Annotated in this window: 13 protein-coding genes and 2 pseudogenes; 12 read left to right on the top strand and 3 right to left on the bottom strand. The window is 39.2% G+C overall.

Going from position 1 to position 19,849, the window contains the following annotated elements:
* Positions 1–255: pseudogene (locus HLX49_RS13905) on the top strand (IS4 family transposase); the annotation flags it as partial.
* Positions 256–860: 605 nt separating this feature from the next.
* Here the strand turns inward: HLX49_RS13905 and HLX49_RS13910 are convergent.
* Complete coding sequence (locus HLX49_RS13910) at positions 861–1,922, bottom strand: NAD(P)/FAD-dependent oxidoreductase (protein WP_077702247.1); 1,062 nt, start codon at positions 1,920–1,922, stop codon at positions 861–863.
* A 247-nt stretch (positions 1,923–2,169) separates the two neighbouring features.
* Here HLX49_RS13910 and HLX49_RS13915 point away from each other — a divergent pair, with 247 nt between their 5' ends.
* The 4 genes from HLX49_RS13915 (at position 2,170) to HLX49_RS13930 (ending at position 5,870) form a co-directional block, all read left to right on the top strand.
* Positions 2,170–2,637 carry a PaaI family thioesterase gene (locus HLX49_RS13915; RefSeq protein WP_077702248.1) on the top strand — a complete coding sequence of 156 codons (468 nt, stop codon included), beginning with the start codon at positions 2,170–2,172 and terminating at the stop codon, positions 2,635–2,637.
* A gap of 152 nt (positions 2,638–2,789) precedes the next feature.
* Entirely contained in the window at positions 2,790–3,434 is a 645-nt protein-coding gene (locus HLX49_RS13920; protein WP_077702249.1) for a LytTR family DNA-binding domain-containing protein, read from the top strand.
* 131 nt (positions 3,435–3,565) lie between these two features.
* Complete coding sequence (locus tag HLX49_RS13925) at positions 3,566–5,080, top strand: succinyl-CoA:acetate CoA-transferase ScpC (RefSeq protein WP_296362626.1); 1,515 nt, start codon at positions 3,566–3,568, stop codon at positions 5,078–5,080.
* A 205-nt stretch (positions 5,081–5,285) separates the two neighbouring features.
* The gene (locus HLX49_RS13930; protein ID WP_296362628.1) at positions 5,286–5,870 is read left to right on the top strand and encodes a D-glycero-alpha-D-manno-heptose-1,7-bisphosphate 7-phosphatase; all 585 of its coding nucleotides are present in this window, start codon (positions 5,286–5,288) and stop codon (positions 5,868–5,870) included.
* A gap of 140 nt (positions 5,871–6,010) precedes the next feature.
* Here HLX49_RS13930 and htpX read toward each other — a convergent pair whose 3' ends face one another.
* The gene (gene htpX, locus HLX49_RS13935) at positions 6,011–6,886 is read right to left on the bottom strand and encodes a protease HtpX (protein ID WP_101933263.1); all 876 of its coding nucleotides are present in this window, start codon (positions 6,884–6,886) and stop codon (positions 6,011–6,013) included.
* 538 nt (positions 6,887–7,424) lie between these two features.
* On the opposite strand from htpX, the gene wrbA reads away from it, so the two are divergent.
* From wrbA to HLX49_RS13955, 4 genes and pseudogenes are all read left to right on the top strand, one after another.
* Positions 7,425–8,027: an NAD(P)H:quinone oxidoreductase gene (gene wrbA / locus HLX49_RS13940; protein ID WP_101933264.1), complete on the top strand. Its 603-nt coding sequence runs from the start codon at positions 7,425–7,427 to the stop codon at positions 8,025–8,027.
* A 221-nt stretch (positions 8,028–8,248) separates the two neighbouring features.
* Positions 8,249–8,428 (top strand): annotated as a pseudogene (locus HLX49_RS13945) (IS1595 family transposase); the annotation flags it as partial.
* 67 nt (positions 8,429–8,495) lie between these two features.
* The gene (locus HLX49_RS13950; RefSeq protein ID WP_077702254.1) at positions 8,496–8,657 is read left to right on the top strand and encodes a Fe3+ hydroxamate ABC transporter substrate-binding protein; all 162 of its coding nucleotides are present in this window, start codon (positions 8,496–8,498) and stop codon (positions 8,655–8,657) included.
* Positions 8,658–9,238: 581 nt separating this feature from the next.
* Positions 9,239–10,024 (top strand): ion transporter, encoded by a 786-nt coding sequence (locus HLX49_RS13955; RefSeq protein ID WP_296362633.1) that lies wholly within the window; start codon positions 9,239–9,241, stop codon positions 10,022–10,024.
* Between the two features lie 302 nt (positions 10,025–10,326).
* Here the strand turns inward: HLX49_RS13955 and HLX49_RS13960 are convergent, their stop codons facing one another.
* Positions 10,327–11,349: an LLM class flavin-dependent oxidoreductase gene (locus HLX49_RS13960; RefSeq protein ID WP_296362635.1), complete on the bottom strand. Its 1,023-nt coding sequence runs from the start codon at positions 11,347–11,349 to the stop codon at positions 10,327–10,329.
* Between the two features lie 578 nt (positions 11,350–11,927).
* Here HLX49_RS13960 and gltB point away from each other — a divergent pair.
* The 3 genes from gltB (at position 11,928) to rlmN (ending at position 19,720) form a co-directional block, all read left to right on the top strand.
* Complete coding sequence (gltB, locus tag HLX49_RS13965; protein WP_296362637.1) at positions 11,928–16,529, top strand: glutamate synthase large subunit; 4,602 nt, start codon at positions 11,928–11,930, stop codon at positions 16,527–16,529.
* 410 nt (positions 16,530–16,939) lie between these two features.
* The gene (locus tag HLX49_RS13970) at positions 16,940–18,427 is read left to right on the top strand and encodes a glutamate synthase subunit beta (protein ID WP_296362639.1); all 1,488 of its coding nucleotides are present in this window, start codon (positions 16,940–16,942) and stop codon (positions 18,425–18,427) included.
* Between the two features lie 225 nt (positions 18,428–18,652).
* A complete protein-coding gene (rlmN, locus tag HLX49_RS13975) occupies positions 18,653–19,720 on the top strand; it encodes a dual-specificity RNA methyltransferase RlmN (RefSeq protein WP_296362640.1) in 1,068 nt (355 codons plus the stop codon).
* Positions 19,721–19,849 lie beyond the last annotated feature (129 nt).

The raw sequence follows: 19,849 nt of genomic DNA on the forward strand, positions 1-19,849 counted from the left end.
ACCTTTTGCCTGATCATCCTAATGAAAAATAAAATAGGTTTCAAAGGAACCTTGCTGGAAATGTTGCGTTGGATAAAGGATGGTTACGATCAATCCATGGCAACCTTTATTTTGAAAGTACGTAAAGAACCAGAGCGAGAGTCCAGTGGACGACGAAGGTGGGACAATGAGCGAATTTTTGCAGAGACCCTAGCACAATATGAGACAGGAGACGTGTTACACTTAGATGATTTAACATACGATCCATTCGTTTAAAAGTATATACTATTCAAAAAATGGATGAAGGGCTACCTCTCATGCCTGTTGTCTTTTTTTCATTGTGTACAAATAACATATATCAGAAAATTCTGTTACATATGTCTCAAATGGAAAATTAACGCTTGACTTGAAGCATTACTTTTTATGCAACGCTAGTGGGAAATTATAAAATTTTGCAGCTGTGGATAAACTTACTAAGTTATTTAGCCACGTCCGGCTCCAGCGCCCAGCAACTAGGCGACTTCACGAATCGCCCTACGATAAGTGATCATTGGTTCACCATGATTCCTAAAAGTTTAGTTGCTTCGTTCCACTCGCTACGTTGCTAACCGGGCGCCCCGAGCCTTTGTTCCACTATAAGAAAGTATAAAAATTATTATTGATTATAGTATAAGAAAAACGAAGGCTTCAGCTATGGGACTTGGCGGCAAGCCAAGTTTTTCTAATATTATAGGAAAGTAAAAAGCTTAAAGGTTTATCGTATAAGAAAAACTACAGCTTTCGCCATAAGACTTGACGATAAGCTAAGTTCTTCTTATACTCCTTAGTTGCCACATCTATGAACTAAAAAAACCGCAATGTAGTTCTATCATCTAGTAAAATTAGTGCCGCTTACTTAACCAAAGTACACCTGATTTTGCAATACGCGGCAATAGACCAGTCAATGATTTCTGCATCATATTGCCAAAGCCATCTGATTTTCCAAGTGATCCTAATGTTCCTTTTAATCTAATTTCTTTTGGTTTCTTCGGTTGTTTTCCTTGCAATACAGCTAACAACACTTCCGCTACGCGTTCGCCTTGTTGGCCAGCAAGCTGACCGCTCGGTGAAAATTCGGAAGAAGCGCAGTCACCTACTACGTATATATTTGTATTCTCTGGCACTTGGAAATACTCATTGACAATAATTTTTTCTTGTTCATCTTTAGCAAATGAAAGTTCTCGCACTAAATAATTTGGTCTCACGCCAGCTGTCCAAATAGTAACGTCATTAACATAGCAAACACCGTTATTGCAAACGCCATCCTTTTCCACATACTCTACGTTTGCATGATGTAACACGTCAACATCATTTGCAACAAACCATTCCGCTACATATTGTTGAATTTTAGGATCAAATGCTTTTAATACGGTTGCACCACGATCAAGTAAACGAATATTTAAGTCAGGTCTGCTCTCTCTAATTTCTGAGGCTACTTCAATACCACTTAATCCAGCACCTACAATAGACACCTTCCCATATGCTTTTAAATCACAAACAGCAACCCCTGTTTTTCTTGCATTGGAAAATGTCTGTACACTATGCGTGAACTCTTTGGCGCCTTCAATACCATGATAGTTATCTTCACAACCTAATCCGATGATGAGGTAATCGTACTTGATAACCTCACTTTTATTGGAGAAAGTAATTATTGCATTGGATGTATCCACTTTTTTAATTTCTCCATACACATAACGAACACGTTCATCGTCAGGAAAATGGAGGCGTACGTCTTTATCTGCAGACGTCCCAGCTGCAATTGTATAAAATTCTGTTTTCACAGAATGATAAGGATTCCTGTCGACAAGTGTAATTTCTACATCTTCTGGCAACTGATGGTCAAGTAAACTTAATAGCGCTTTCAGACCGCCATATCCCCCGCCTAATATGACTAGCTTTTTCATGCCACAAAACCCCATCTCTAAATTTTCTTTTGAATAATTATGAAACATAGCTCCAACTTATTATTTTAACGAAGGAAATTTATTTGAACAACCCCTTCTATGCTTATTCTAGCGAACATTATAACCAATGTCATCACTAGAAATCTTATAAGTTTATGTTTTAAGATTAGTAATTTTATAAAAAATAATCTAATTAACGAGTTACTATATGAAGCTGTGATATACTAGGCAAAAAGGAGGGGAAGAAATGGAGGAACAGGCAATTCAAGATATTTATCCAGAAGATTATGCTTGGTGCTATGGGTGTGGAAGACTTAATGAATATGGGCTACAATTAAAAACAGTATGGGATGGTGAACAAACGGTAACTACATATACTCCACGTAAAGAACATACGGCGATTCCGGGCTTTGTATATGGGGGCTTACTTGCTTCATTAATTGACTGTCACGGTACTGGCTCCGCTTCCATGGTGTTGCATAAGAAAAATGGGTATGTCATTGGGGATGGGGCAGAGCCACCTCGCTTTGTTACTGCATCCTTGCATGTAGATTTTATGAAACCAACGCCACATGGTACGCCACTGAAAGCAATTGGTATGGTAGAGGAGATCCATCCGAAAAAGTTTAAAATTATGACGGAAGTTTATGCGGATAAAATTTGTTGTGCCAAGGCAGAAGTAGTCGCAGTAGTCATGCCAGAAACATTTACATGATAAAAATCGTCATGACGCTAGGCCGGAACCATCTCTTTATTTCTACGCAGAATTTGATAGACAAAAGCTTTCATAATATAAAATAACTTTTGCCATAACCAGCTGTAACGAATTGAAATAATGAATGACTTCGCAAAGGGGTATCTAGAAAAATGCAACGACTTACGACGAGTTCTTTATTGGATGTAATTGGGGAGTTGTTTTCTGATGAAGTTTCTATTGCTGTTACTTCGACGACAGCGTATATCTACTATCGTCCAAGCTTACGAGTTGATTTGAAAATTCGTCCCGGTGACCCAATTAAGGAAGGAACGCTAGCAGATAAAGCAATTGTCTCCGAACAAAAGGTATCCGAGTTTATTGATCGGCAAATATATGGTGTTCCTTACCATGGAATGGCTGTACCATTTCACTATAACAATGAACTAGAAGGTTGTGTAATGGCGATTTATCCAGCGCTAACAGAAGGTAAGTCTGTTATTACAGTGAAAACATCAGATGGTTGGAAGCCGCTTTCGTTTCATGATGTCCTTTACTTGGAAGTAAAGGAAAGGAAGACATGGGTGGTTACGAAAGAATTTACAGGTATACATCGGAAAGCACTTCAGGAATTTGAATATATGTTACCGAGGGAATATTTTATCCGTTGTCATCGGTCATTTATTGTGAACGTAAACCATATTACACATATTTATCCTGATACACATTCTACTTTTTTGTTAGCTATGGATAACGGAGATCAACTTCCTGTAAGTCAATCGTATTCCAGTTATTTTCGAAAATTATTAGGCTTTTAGGTCTGTGTTTTAAACAATATATATTCTGCTTCAATCCGATTCTATCTATTTCTGTCATAGATCCGCAAATAAGAAAGCGCTTCATATAAAATAGATTGTATATTCTTAATAAAATGGAAAGGGGTCTAGGGATGGGGAGAAAATTGGATAGAATCGGCGATGCTCGTTTACATGACCGAGTAGTGACTGCGGAAGAAGCAGCATCTTGGATTCAAGATGGTATGACGCTAGGCTTAAGCGGCTTTACCCGGGCAGGGGATGTAAAAGCTGTGCCGACAGCGCTTATTCACCGAGCTGAAGCGGGTGAAAAACTGAAAGTCAATGTGTTTACAGGCGCCTCTTTAGGCTCTGATATTGACAAAATGATGGCAGATGCAGGTATTATTCATAAACGCTTACCATTTCAGGCTGATCCGACGATGCGAAAGAAAATAAATGCTGGGGAACATTTATTTGTTGATCATCATCTTTCGCATACGGCGGAAATGGTAAGAGCAAATGTGTTAGAAAAGGTGGATTACGCCGTTTTGGAAGCGATTTCTATAACGGATGACGGGCAGGTCATACCAACTACTTCGATTGGAAATTCGCTTGTCTTTGCGGAACATTCAAAGTCAATAATCATTGAAATCAATACGTCACAATCACAATTATTGGAAGGCGTGCATGATTTATATAGTCCTAATCAACAGGGGGAACGAGAGCCTATACCGCTCCAAAAAGTTGCAGATCGGATTGGAACAATCGGTATTCCGATTGATATAGAGAAGGTTCGAGGAATTGTATTTACAAACCAGCCAGATTCTCCATCGACGATTGTACAGCCAGATCATGAAACAGAAATAATGGCTAGTCATTTACTGGATTTTTTACGAAAAGAAATTGCCGAGGGGCGTTTAACAGAACAATTGGCTCCTTTACAATCAGGAATTGGTTCCGTTGCAAATGCGGTGCTTCACGGTATGCTCCAGTCGGAATTTAAAAATTTAGAAGTGTATTCGGAAGTGTTGCAGGATGCTGTATTTGATTTAATAGATGCTGGAAAAGTAAGCGTTGCTTCTTGTTGCTCCATAACATTATCAGAGCAAAAAATGCAGAATGTTTTTAGCAGGTTTGATGCCTACCGTGATAAAATCATTATGCGTCCGCAAGAAATTTCCAATCATCCGGAAATTATTCGTCGCCTAGGTATTATTGCAATTAATACGGCTTTAGAAGCTGATATATACGGAAATGTAAATTCAACACATGTATGTGGAACGAAGATGATGAATGGAATTGGCGGTTCCGGTGATTTTGCTAGAAATGCTAGGTTATCCATTTTTGTCACGAAGTCCATTGCAAAAGCAGGCGATATTTCTAGTATTGTGCCATTTGTATCGCATGTGGATCATACAGAGCATGATGTGGATGTACTTGTTACGGAGCAAGGCTATGCGGATTTAAGAGGTTTAGCTCCGCGAGAGAGGGTTCCATTAATCATTGAAAATTGCGCACATCCGATGTATAAAGAGCAATTATGGGAATACTACAGAGACGCTTTACAAGGTGGGGGACAGACACCGCATAATTTGGAAAAAGCGTTTAGTTGGCATATTAATTTTGCGAAAAATGGGACGATGCGTGAACTAATCGAACAAAAATAATTTTTTAATAAGCGCATGAAAACAAAGGGGTTCCAAATAATATAATTATAAGCTTCATTTCTTTATTAGAGAGATGAAGCTTTTTATTTGCGTTTTGTAAAGCGCAGTTAAGTGAATGGCAGTAGTTCTTAAAATTTAGATCCTATCGTTGTATAGAAAATATAAGTCGTCTATTATGGAAGCTTTACTACATGGAGGTGAAAATATGCAATCATCAGCAGTGTTTCTTGACCGTGACGGTGTTATTAATGAAGTATTGTCAGATCGTGTTAAGTTTGTTAATCAGCTAGAAGATTTTTTCCTGTTGCCTAGTGTTGGAGAAGCAATAAAACAGTTTAACATGCTCGGTTATGCTGTATTTGTTGTAACGAATCAGGGTGGTATTGGCTTAGGTTATATGACGGAGGATGATTTAACGAACGTTCATCAAAGAATGACAGAAGAATTGGCAATTCACGGTGCAGTAATTGATGCTATTGCGTATTGTCCGCATAAACCACATGCGGGATGTGCTTGCAGAAAGCCACATCCGACTATGATTGAACGATTAGCTAAGAAGTATCAGATTGATTTACCGGCTAGTTATATGATTGGCGACCGGCATGTTGATATGGAAACGGGGAAAAAAGCTGGTCTAACCTCCATACTGGTCGGGGGAAGAGAAGAGGATATGCGAGATGCGGATATGGTGTTTCCGAATTTATCGTATGTTGCTACCTATTTAACAGGATTTCAGGTCAGGTATAAAGGAAAAAAGGCAAGTTCTGCACGGAATGAATTAAAAAAGTAAAACACATCAAACCTTTTTAAGCATGTATAAAAAGAGGCAACCCCATTTATCAGGGCTCGAGGTTGCCTTGCATTTTCGTTTAACACATTTCAATACAAGAATAGCATGATCGGTGCGATTCTTCTCAGACGTACTTAAGTTTAAGATAAGCGAGCAATTCGTTCATCTAAGCTTGGGTGTGTTGAAAATATAGACGCTTTCTTATTACCGTTAATTTTTAATGTAGCAATAGCTTGTTCTTCCTGACGTACACGATTGGAATACAACTTTAATGCTTCTAATGAATGACGCATTTTATCTTTTCCTGCTAAGTCAGCCCCACCTTTGTCAGCATGAAATTCTCTGTGTCTGGAATAAGCAAATACAAGGAGACTACCAAGTGCAGAAAAGATGATCTGGAAGAAGATAATCGCTAGAAAATGCACAATAGGCGCTATTTCTTCTTTTACAAAACGAGTCACAATGAAAGCCGCGATGCGCGCAAGGAAGACGACAAAGGTATTTACAACACCTTGCAGTAATGTCATTGTTACCATATCGCCATTGGCAATGTGTGCAACTTCATGGGCAATCACCCCTTCAATAGCGTCATCATCCATTTCCTGTAATAAGCCACTTGATACAGCAACAAGTGACCGTTTCTTAGTAGGCCCTGTAGCAAACGCATTTACTTCTTTTGCTTGATAAATCCCTACTTCAGGCATGTGCATTAATCCGGCAGCACGCGATAGACGATGTACTTTATCAACAATTTGTCGCTCTTGCGCGTTCAAATTGCCATTAGGATCTAGCACCTGTACACCCATCATTTTTTTGGCCATCCAACGAGACAACCCTAATGAGATAAAAGATCCTGTGAAACCAATAATGGCACTGAAAATGAGTAATGTACCAAGTTGTAATTGCCCATTCTCACCAATATAATTCCATGTTCCAGGTATTAGCATAAAAATAATACTAATCGTTAATAGCACTAAAACGTTTGTTAATAAAAAATAGAAAATTCTTTTTCCCATCCACAATGCTCCCTTTTTTATGAGATTAATGTTTTTAGACACTTGTCACAATGCTATTATAGATTGTTTTTTTAAAGGTAACAACAAATAGTAAGTAAAAATTTTGCGTTATAGGCAAACCACCAGCCGTCGTGCGGAGCGTGAGTCGCCCTCCGTTATGAAAGCTACTTGTCCCTATGTAAGTTTTTACATAAGTATCAGATGCTTTCAGAAAACGATGACTTTTGTCATAAAGATCGTTTATTTGACAAAGGTATTTGAATAGGGTATTTTAGTTACATAAAGTAACCTAGTTATAAAGTGAATCTTTAATGTAGGCGAGTGTTTTCTCCTCTATTCGTTCCTTGTTGAAATAGGAAGTATATAGTAGACGTTCCGTATGCGCGCTTACCATGAAAAAGATAGGGATACAATAACTACGTTGCTTTGTAATAAATTGCAGCAGGAATGGAAAGTTTAGAACTAGATAAGGATCATATTTCTCTATTTTGATAAAACTTCTATCCAATCTAGCAAGAAAAATAAAGGAGACAATATTATGGAAAAAGTAAAATTAGCAGTCATTTATTACAGTTCTACAGGAATTAACTATCAACTAGCGAACTGGGCAAAAGAAGCAGCAAGTGAAGCAGGTGCAGAAGTAAGGCTTGTAAAGGTTCCAGAGCTTGCACCAAAAGAGGCAATCGCAGCTAATCCAGCATGGCAAGCCCATGTTGAGGAAACAAAAAATATATCCGAAGCTACTTCAGACGATATTGAATGGGCAGATGCCATTATTTTCTCTACACCAACGCGGTTTGGTAATGTCGCTTCACAGATGAAGCAATTTGTAGATATGCAAGGTGGCCTTTGGGCAGCTGGTAAAACAGCTAATAAAGTTGTAAGTGCAATGGCTTCTGCTTCTAATCCACATGGTGGGCATGAAGCGACCGTTTTATCTTTATATACATCCATGATGCACTGGGGTGCAATCATTGTACCACCAGGATATACAAATGAAGTTGCTTTTACATCAGGTGGAAATCCGTATGGTGTTAGCGTAACACAAGGACAAGACGGAAAAATGGTAGAAGATGTTGAAGAAGCTGTGAAGCATCAAGCAAGACGTACGATTGATGTAGCTAAAAAAATGAAAGCTTAAGGTAAAAAAAAGCAGCTGTTTAAACAGATACTATACCCCTATTTTTACGACTGATTCATTCTTTATTGGGTCAGTCGTTTTTTTACACTATAGGAAAGTATAAAAGTTTAAAGGTTTATAGTATAAGAAAAACTATGCCATTCGCCATAAGACTTGGCGACAAGCCAAGTTTTTCTAATAATGGCTACTGTTAAAGGTAAATGTTGATGTTTGAAACTTAAGGTGTGCCTACTAAATATCTAGACAACATCTTACTTGGTTTTTAAATTATTGGTAGCCGTAGCAATGAAAGCACTAAACACAATATGAAAGAGTTCCTTTTGTCATCATTTGTATTTGAAATGAAGGATACTTGTGATAGTTTGCGGCTTTCAAAATTCACTATGACATTTAGCCTTTGAAGGAACTTTTATTAAAACTTAATCGTAATAAGAATAAATAAACAAAATTTGATTAGGGGTGATATAAATGTTTGGAGAAGAACCTAAGTGTACTAAATGCGGTAAACAAATCAAGGGTGACGATGTTGTTTTTATAAAAATGCGCTACCCAAAGCGTAAAGGGATGACAGAAATAAAAGCGTATTTAAAAAACGAAGGAAGTTTCATATGTGGAGAATGCTTCCATTAAAAATCAAACTAATTTAATGAAATTGACATATGTAAAACAGGAATGGGGCTCATATAAAACAGATTTTCCTATATTCCTATTTAAAACAACATGCAACATGAACAAAGTCACTATAAATAAGCAACTACGAATAGTATTCAAGCTTTATAAAACCCTTATGCAATTATCTCTTCCTTTTTTGAGTAAGTAATATTCCTTCCATGTTTCATATATTAATTGAATAAACTTGTTATACTTCCCTAAGACGAATATAGTAAAAGCAAAAACGACGCTGTAAGAATTGGGGATAAAACAAGGTTTGTTAACAACAAATATAATATTGATAAATAATTTTATATGTTTTTGTAATCAATGATTAATTAACTATAATTGGATGAATGATGTTTCATTTTCTTTGAAAGGGGAGGTATATGATATGTTTTATAAAGTTGAATCTTATTTCCCTTTTATATATATAGTATTAATTTCATAAGCTTAGCTCTCAAAAAGATTGAAGTTTGATGTTCCCTGTTGATAAGTGACAAATCCACATAAAATAGGTAAAATGACAACAGAACATAATGGGGGGAACGTGGTAGCATATGACAGCGATACAACAAAGATGCTCGGCTCTTTCAAACAGCCCAGTATTTATGAATATCATCATTAGCTTAATTATTATAAATGCTATATTAATAGGGCTAGAAACGTATCCGCAGATTGCGAATACATACGGACATTGGCTAATGATCATTGATGCAACTTTGCTGTGGATATTTACCGTGGAAATCGTCATTCGTTTAATTGGAAGCACTTCTATCAAAGCTTTTTTCACAGATCCTTGGAGTGTTTTTGATTTTGTCATTGTACTAAGTGGGCATCTACTAGTAGGCTCCTATGTAACAGTACTAAGGATTTTGCGAGTGCTTCGCGTTTTACGTGCAATTTCCATTATTCCTTCATTGCGAAAAATGGTCAACGCCTTGTTACTAACCATACCATCAATGGGAACGATTTTACTGTTATTAGGATTATTTTTCTATGTGTATGGCGTAATTGGAACGTTACTCTACCATTCTATCGCTCCAGAATATTTTGGCACCCTGCATCAATCACTGTTAACTTTGTTTCAAGTTATTACCTTAGAATCTTGGGCAAGTGGTGTGATGCGACCTATTTTAGCAGAAGATCCATCTTCTTGGTGGTATTTTGTGACGTTCATTTTAATTGGTGCTTTCGTTATTGTAAACTTATTTGTCGGTGTTGTGGTAAACAATGTGGAAGAAGCAAATAGGGAAGAATCACCTTCCCCAACGGATATAAAGCTCGCAGAATTACAAGAAGAGCTGGAAGAAATTAAACAGCTATTACGTAAGCAAAAGGATTAAAGCAGTATGTAAGAACAAAGGCTTGGGGCGCCCGTTTAGCTACGTAGCGAGTGGAAGGAAACAACGAAAGTTTTAGGAATCATGCCACTACATCAGGGGTATGCCGACGCCCTAAGGCAAGCCCGTTTTTTAGTCGGCCCCTATTTAGCACGAACCGCAATTCGAAGTCGCCTAGTTGCTGGGCGATGGAGCCGGACGTGGCTATTCCGTTAAATCGGCATCCCAAAGCAACCATTTTTATACTTTTTTATCTTATGGAAAAAGCGATCCAAGCAAGTTGCTGGACCGCTCTTTCCGTGTCGCTAGCTATTTGTTTCGTCCATTAATTCGCTAATTATTTCAAAGGAACGCAAGCGATCCTCTAAATGGTAGATTTGTGAACTAATAATCATTTCATCCGCTTCTGTTTTCTCCAAGAAATGCTCTAGCCCTTGTTTAACGGTTTCTTTGCTACCAATAATGGTTGTTGTTGGATCAAGTGTTTGCTTAATAGCTTGCAATTCGAATTCAGAGAAATGTGCTTCCACATTTTCTATTGGTGCTTTAAGCTTCGTCGGTTGTCCACGACGTAAATGCAAGAACTGTTGTTGCAACGAGGTAGCAATATAATTTGCTTTTTCATCTGTATCTGCTGCAATAACGTTCACACCTACCATGGCATGAGGCTTCTGAAGTTGTTCTGATGCTTGGAATTGCTCCCTGTATAGTCGTAAAGCTGGTATGGTATATGCGGGAGCAAAGTGACTAGCAAACGAGAAAGGCAATCCCTTTTGTGCAGCTAATCTGGCGCTAAAGTCACTGGAGCCTAATAGCCAAATAGGAATATTCAAACCTTGACCAGGCACAGCTTTCACTTTAGATATTGGTTCTTTGGCAAAATAGTCCTGTAATTCATTTACTTGCATCGGAAAATCTTCCACACGCATGTTTAACGTTCTACGCAAAGCATATGACGTTGCTTGGTCTGTTCCAGGCGCTCGCCCTAGCCCTAGATCGATTCTACCTGGGTAAAGCGACTCTAACGTTCCAAACTGTTCAGCAATGACGAGTGTCGCATGATTAGGCAACATAACCCCGCCTGCACCCACCCGAATATGGTTCGTTTTTTCGGCAATATGTCCGATTAGAACAGAGGTTGCTGAACTCGCGATACCAGGCATATTATGATGCTCCGCTAACCAATAACGGTTAAATCCGAGCGCTTCTACATGCTTTGCTAATTCCACACTATGTTGAAAAGATTCCCTTGGATTACTACCTTCATTTACCGGAGCTAAATCTAACACCGATAGTGGAATGCGATGAAAGGTTTTTTGTTTAGACATGATACCATTCCCTTCATTCTTCTTAATAAGCAATGATAAGTGCTTTTTTGCTTACCGTCCAATGATCGGCTTATAGCACGACGATTATTGATGCTGCTTACCACTTGCTGGCAGAATTAAAGAATAGCTTTCGTAAAAAATATTTTATATGATAGAAATCTATCATGGTATGGTGGAAAAAGCGCTTAACCTCATGCATTCATCATGCATGATAATTTTATAAAGATTGATATGACAGCGTTTTCAATTAGTAAAATTAAATCAATTTGTATTAAAATAACTTATCAGAATTTTGAGTTAAACGTTCGTTTATGATATAGTAATATTACTACACTTTTTTTGTCTTAGGAAAAAGGCATATCGCCTACCGTATAAGAAACCGCCGTGGCTCGCATTGAGAGAACTGCCATATGCTTTGAAAAGCACTTGCAGGAGCGTTAATTATACAAAAGAATAGCTTTCACTCCATTGGGTGATAAGCGAGTTTTTTTAAAAGTAGGCAACGATTGCAGGGTGATTTTTCGAAATCATCAAACAAGGAAACCGACATAACAGGTGTCAAGAAAGGGGACAGTTGGATGACAAAAAAGGATTACCCGAAAGTGCAAGGATTGTATCATCCTGACTTTGAACATGAAGCCTGTGGCATTGGGATGATTGCCAATATTAACGGAAAGAAAACACATAATATTGTGCAAAATGCCATCAATCTATTGTGTAATATGGAACACAGAGGCGGCCAATCTGCCGATACGAGTACTGGTGATGGAGCAGGAATTTTAACACAAATACCAGATCGCTTCTTTCAAAAGCAATGTGCCAAAGAAGGGATAAAACTCCCTGCTCAAGGGGAGTACGGTGTAGGAATGCTCTTTCTTCCTAAGGATCATGAAGTTCGTTTGCAAACAAAAGCAATGTTTGAACAGATTATACGTGAAGAAGGTCAGCATTTTCTTGGCTGGAGACCTGTACCGACGAATGAATCATTTATAGGCAAATTGGCAATGAAGAAAAAGCCGACAATACGGCAAATCTTCATTCAAAAAGCAACAGATATACAAGATCAACAAGCTTTTGAACGTAAATTATATGTGATTCGTAAACGAATGGAACAAGCCGCATCACTCCACCCAGAGCTTGAAGATGTGTATATTTGTAGTCTCTCAACAACGACCATTGTTTATAAGGGGATGCTTATCCCCGAACAGTTAGATGCGTTTTATATTGATTTAAACCACCCAGATTTTAAATCAGCACTTGCTTTAGTGCATTCCAGATTTAGTACGAATACTTTTCCAAGCTGGAAAAGATCCCACCCAAATCGATACACGATTCATAATGGCGAATTTAATACATTACGTGGCAATGTCAATTGGATGCGAGCACGAGAAAAATTATGTTCTTTTCCTTATTTTTCCGAAGTAGATATGCAAAAGATGCTTCCCGTTATTGATTATGATGGCAGTGATTCATCTATATTCGATAATACGTTTGAATTTTTGCATTTATCAGGAAGGTCTTTAGCACATACTGCCATGATGATGATACCTGAATCATGGGCAAATGATACGACGATGCGTGCGGAACGGCGCGACTTTTATGATTACCACAGTTCATTAATGGAGCCTTGGGATGGGCCAGCAGCACTTGTTTTTTCCGATGGTAGACAAATAGGAGCTTGTTTAGATCGTAATGGTTTGCGCCCTGCTCGGTATTATGTTACGAAAGACGGCATGATTGTGCTTGGGTCTGAGGTAGGCGCATTAGATATTTTTGCCGATGATATTCTTTATAAACGGCGACTGGAGCCAGGTCGTATGTTATTAGTGGATTTGGAGAAAGGGATTATTGTCCCAGATGATGATATTAAGTTACAAGTTGCTACGGAACAGCCTTATAAAGCATGGTTACAAAATAAAGTGGCACTCGAAGATATCCCAGATATACAAGCGCAATCGGTAAGACAAGAAGAAAATGTGTTGGTTCAGCAACAAGCCTTTGGTTATACAAGAGAGGATCTACAAAAAATAATGAAACCCTTGGTGAAGGATGGGAAAGATCCAATTGGTTCCATGGGATATGATTCGCCACTAGCCGTATTATCGAAAAAACCTCAATTATTATACAACTATTTTAAACAACTTTTTGCCCAAGTGACCAATCCACCAATCGACGCTATTCGAGAGAAATTAATTACTATGAAAGAAACGAGTATTGGAGCAGAAGGGAATCTAGTGCGACCAACAGCAGATAGCTGTCGGCAAATACGATTACAAACCCCTATTCTAACGTGTAAGGAATTAGATAAAATACGTTATCAACAGTTAGAAGGGTTAAAGGCAACCACGTTGTCTATTCATTTTCGTGTGCATGCAACAGAAAATAAATTAGAAACAGCATTGCAGCATCTGTTTGCAGAAGCTGACCAAGCTGTAGAGAACGGAGCGGTACTGATAATTTTGTCAGATCGTGGCATCGATCAGCGGAAGGCAGCCATTCCTGCTCTATTAGCTGTGTCAGGATTGCATCATCATTTTATTCGCAAAGGGATGCGAACAAAGATTAGCTTATTGGTTGAAACAGGGGAAGCGCGTGAAGTTCATCATTTTGCTACATTGCTTGGTTATGGTGCTGAAGCAATTACGCCTTATTTAGCCCACCAAACGATAGAAGCAATGGTTGCAGCGGAGGAAATTACTGCATTTTCAGCGGAGAAGGCAATTCAAACATATAACCAATCCGTGACAAATGGAATTATTAAAGTGCTGTCGAAAATGGGGATTTCAACGATTCAAAGTTACTGTGGGGCGCAAATTTTTGAAGCAATAGGCATAAATAAAGACGTTATTGACAACTATTTTACACATACAGCTTCTAGATTGGGTGGAATTGGGTTAGATATAATCGAACAAGAAACGCGTATGCGACATGAGCGAGCATTTAATCCGACGCGTGGGGGAAATAGCACTCTGGAATCAGGGGATGAATATCAATACCGCAAAGATGGGGAGGACCATCAATACAATCCTCAAACGATTCATACTTTGCAGCATGCTTGTCGTACTGGAAATTATGAATTGTTTCAGGAGTATTCAAAGCTATTGACCGACGAAAGAAAGAATTTGCAGTCGTTACGTGGGTTGTTAACCTTTAAGAAACGCAAGTCAATCCCAATAGAAGAAGTAGAATCTGTTGCCTCTATATGTGCGAGATTTAAGACAGGCGCTATGTCATTTGGTTCGATTAGTAAAGAAGCGCATGAAACGTTAGCAATTGCTATGAACCGGATAGGAGGGCGGAGTAATAGTGGAGAAGGTGGCGAATCGCCTGATCGCTTTACCCGTGATGCCAACGGTGACTTACGACGCAGTGCAATTAAACAAGTTGCTTCAGGAAGGTTTGGTGTTAACAGTCATTATCTTGTCCATGCAGATGAAATCCAAATTAAGGTTGCACAAGGAGCAAAGCCTGGAGAAGGAGGACAGCTACCAGCCAATAAGGTGTATCCATGGGTGGCAGAAGTTCGCGGATCTACTCCAGGGGTTGAACTTATTTCCCCGCCTCCACATCACGACATTTATTCCATTGAAGATTTGGCGGAGCTTATTTACAATTTAAAAAATGCGAACCCAAAGGCCCGTATTAGCGTGAAACTTGTTTCCGCGGTGGGGGTTGGAACAATTGCTGCTGGCGTCGCTAAAGGGCGTGCTGACCTTGTATTAATTAGTGGTTATGATGGTGGTACAGGTGCTGCTCCAAGAACGAGTATGAAGCACACTGGACTACCATGGGAAATTGGTTTAGCAGAGACGCATCAAACATTATTATTAAACGGGTTAAGAGACCGAATTGTTGTCGAAACAGATGGAAAGATGATGACAGGACGAGACGTTGTCATCGCTAGTCTGTTAGGGGCAGAAGAATATGGGTTTTCCACAGCACCTTTAGTGGCGCTTGGTTGTGTAATGATGCGGGTCTGTCACTTAGATACTTGTCCAGTGGGTATAGCAACCCAAAATCCAGAGTTACGGAAGAAATTTACGGGAGACCCTGATCACGTCGTCAATTTTATGACATTTATTGCCCAGGAAGCACGTGAAATTATGGCATCTTTAGGCTTTCGAACCATTAATGAAATGATTGGTAGAACGGATGTTTTAGAAGTCAACGAAAGTATTGCGCATTGGAAGGCAAAAGGGATTGATTTATCAGCGCTTCTTTATCAGCCAGATGTACCGGACTCCGTAGGGCGCTATGCAACGATGGACCAACAGCATGGCATTGAAAAAACATTGGATTTCCAGGAGTTAATTCCAAATTGTCGCGAGGCTTTGGAACACAAGCAGCCCGTCGAATTTACAACAGCCATTCGGAATATAAACAGAGTGACGGGTACATTATTAGGAAGTGAAGTGACGCGGCGTTACGGAGAAGAAGGTTTGCCGGAAGATACCATTAAACTGAATTTTTGCGGATCTGCTGGACAAAGCTTTGGTGCATTTATTCCACCAGGTATGACTTTGCGGTTAATTGGAGATGCAAATGATTTTGTCGGAAAAGGGTTATCTGGCGGTAAACTGATTGTGCATCCTGACCCAATTGTTACCTTTGCTCCCGAAAAGAACACCATTATTGGAAACGTAGCGTTTTACGGGGCATCTCGTGGAGAAGCTTTTATTCGTGGTATTGCTGGCGAACGTTTTGCCGTTAGAAATAGTGGCGCTACTCTAGTTGTTGAAGGTGTCGGTGACCATGGGTGTGAATATATGACTGGTGGAACCGTGGTCGTTCTTGGTAAAATAGGACGAAATTTTGCAGCTGGTATGTCTGGTGGAACGGCTTATGTACTAGATGAAGAAGGAATATTTCGTTCTCATCTAAACGGGGAATTAGTTGCCGTACAATCGTTAACGGACGAGCGAGAGATTGGTCAGCTTGCACAATTATTAAAACAGCATGCCTCAGCAACGAATAGTAGTCATGCGGAGCGTATTTTAAACTATTGGGACAAATATGTACATCAATTTGTGAAAGTTGTTCCAATTGCTTATGTGCAAATGCAAGAAAAAATCCAAGCTTTAAAAGACCAAGGATATAGCAAATTTGATGCAGAAATGGCTGCGTTTCAAGCAAGTAAGCAAGGAGAGAAAGTGGAAAAACCAGTAGGTGTTCTGCATTAGATTTTTTATCCGAAATATAAACCCCACTTTAAAAATTAGCGTTGTGCGTTGTACAAGTCAAGAGGGAGATAACAGCGCCCGATCCTGATTTGCTCGTATAAAAAAGCAGTGGGGATAACTCCCCGAACTGTTTGCAGATCTATATGTCTATTTGCATGTGACATATTATTGAAAATCCTTACGAATGCATGAATGCCAAACCCCGTTACTTGGAACGAAGGGAGATACTCCAGTGGGAAAGGCTTAAGTCTTAAGCCCCTGTAAGGAGCGTTTTTGGCGACGCCGCCTGCAGTAGAAAGTAATGGGTGCACTAGCAGATACAATGTTTATGAATAAGTCAGAATGAGAAAGTGAAAAAAGTATTGCCTAAACATAGTATTGCCTAAACATACTATAGGAGGAGGTTTTTGATGGGGAAACAGACTGGATTCATGGAATATACAAGACAAACGAGAAATGGGCGAGATGCAAAAGAACGGACGAAAGACTGGTTCGATTACACCATTCCTTTAAGTGAAACAGAAGTGCAAAAGCAAGGTGCGCGCTGTATGGACTGTGGTGTGCCAACATGCCATGTAGGTATGGAAATAGAGGGCGTTACTTCCGGTTGCCCTGTATATCATTTTATTCCCGAATGGAACGAATTGGTTTATGAAGGACGATGGCAGGAAGCGTTAGCGCGTGAACATGAGCAAAATAATTTTCCTGAATTCACCGGTATTGCTTGCCCCGCCCCTTGTGAAGGAGCTTGTGTGCTAGGAATTAATGAGCCACCAGTGGCAATTCGAACAGTAGAGCGTTCCATTATTGAAAAAGGATTTGCAGAAGGGTGGGTAGTGCCGAATATACCAACGAAGCGGACGGGGAAAAAAGTTGCTGTTGTAGGTTCAGGACCTACAGGTTTAGCTGCTGCTGCACAGTTAAATAAAGCAGGGCATCTTGTGACGGTGTTTGAACGTGATGATCGAATTGGTGGCCTGCTCACATATGGGATTCCAGAAATGAAGCTCTCGTATGATATCGTCATGCGGCGTGTAAGAATCTTACAACAAGAAGGAATTACATTTATTACGAATACGGAAATAGGAAAAGATCAGACGTATGAAGCGTTAAAAAATGAATTTGATGCCATTCTTCTTTGTGGAGGAGCAACCGTCCACCGTGATGTTCAAGTCGAAGGAAGTCATCTGAAAGGTATTCATCGGGCGATGGACTTTCTTCATGCGAACACGAAAAGTTTATTAGATTCCAATTTACAGGATGAAAATTATATTTCTGCACGTGACAAAGATGTCATCGTTATTGGGGGTGGTGATACAGGAACCGATTGTTTGGCAACCGCAGTGCGTCATCATTGTAAAAGTCTTACACAATTTGATATTTATGATAAAAAAGGACTTACACGTGATAGCGACACAAATCCATGGCCACAATATCCTAAAATACATCGTGTAGAATATGGGCATAAAGAAGCCGCTAGTGTGTTTGGTGATGATCCGAGAGCCTATGCGGTCATGACGAAGAGGTTTGTCGGTGATGGTAAAGGTCATGTGAAAGAGGTTCATACGGTTGCTGTGAAACTTCGCTATGATGCAGAAGGAAATAAAATTCGCGAAGAAATTCCGGGAACAGAAAAAGTTTGGCCAGCGGATTTAGTTCTTATTGCCATTGGTTTTAAAGGTCCAGAGCAAGGCTTGCTTGAGCAAATAGGCGTAAAGACGACAGAAAAATCCACTGTAGCCGCAGAGCATGATGATTATCGGACGAATGTAGAAGGTGTGTTTGCCGCAGGAGATATGCGTCGAGGGCAGAGTCTCATTGTTTGGGCAATTAACGAAGGACGTGGTGTAGCAAGAGAATGTGATCGTTACTTAATGGGAGAAACCGTGTTGCCTTAATTCTTCAGCTTGGTTATCCATAAAGGGGAATCGCCCTTCTTCATTAAAGTGTGCTATTTACCCTCGTTTTTAGGAAAAAGATGTTATAAATGCTAAAAGTAAAAACGTAGAGATTTGCAACAAATTCTATCATGAAGTAAGATAATATGGTGAATCATTATTATGATGATAGACGGAAGATCGGATACTCTGGAAATGAGATTATCTAGAAATGAGGGTAAATGCATGAGTAAATCATCCATTTATGGATTAACATATGAACAGCTGAAGGATTGGCTCATGGAACATGGGCAGCAACGATTTCGTGTTGATCAGGTGTGGAACTGGCTGTATAAGAAACGTATTCATAAATTTTCGGACATGAAAAATGTGAACAAACAGACGATCGCGCTGTTGGAAGAGCATTTTGTACTAGGAACGTTAGAAGAAGAAATAAAGCAGGAATCAAAAGACGGCACGATTAAATTTTTGTTTCGTTTAGCAGATGGTAACTTAATTGAAACGGTGTTAATGCGGTTTAATTATGGTTTATCTGTTTGTGTAACCACACAGGTAGGCTGTAATATTGGCTGTAGCTTCTGTGCAAGTGGGTTATTAAGCAAAAGCCGCGACTTAACAAGTGGAGAAATCGTCGAACAGATTATGATGGTGCAAAAGCATTTAGATACGCGGGAAAAAGATGAAAGAGTAAGCCATATTGTTGTCATGGGTATCGGTGAACCGTTGGATAATTTTACTCATTTGATGGATTTCATATATGTTGTCAATGATGATAAAGGTTTAAACATTGGAGCTAGACATATTACCGTATCGACAAGCGGGCTCGCTCATAAAATTTATCAATTTGCCGATACAGGTGTGCAAGTAAATTTAGCGATTTCCCTTCATGCACCAAACAATGAATTGCGCCGCAATATTATGAAGATTAATAAGGCGTTTCCTATTGAAAAGCTGATGAAGTCTGTTGATTACTATTTGGAAAAGACGAATCGTCGTATTACGTATGAATATATTATGCTGAAAGATGTTAATGATCATGAGGAAGAAGCGATACAGTTGGCTAAGTTATTGAAGAATCACCGTAAATTAGCCTATGTGAATTTGATTCCTTACAATCCGGTAGACGAGCACAGTCATTATCAACGTAGTGATTCGGAAACCATTCAAGCGTTTTTTGAAACATTAAAGGATCAAGGTATTCATTGTGGCGTACGTTGGGAAAATGGAGCCGATATTGACGCTGCTTGTGGTCAATTAAGAAGTAAACAAATCAAAAAAGAAACAGCAAAATAAACAAAGGAGCTGTCGCAAAATGCATATTATGCATTTGCTGACAGCTCCTTTTTATATATGAGATTGCTCGTTTTAAGATGCATTATTTTATTTATGGTGATAAAAGGAAATTTAATCGGTTTTTGACGC

The sequence above is a fragment of the Virgibacillus sp. genome, from assembly GCF_013393565.1.
GTDB lineage: Bacteria > Bacillota > Bacilli > Bacillales > Amphibacillaceae > Virgibacillus > Virgibacillus dokdonensis.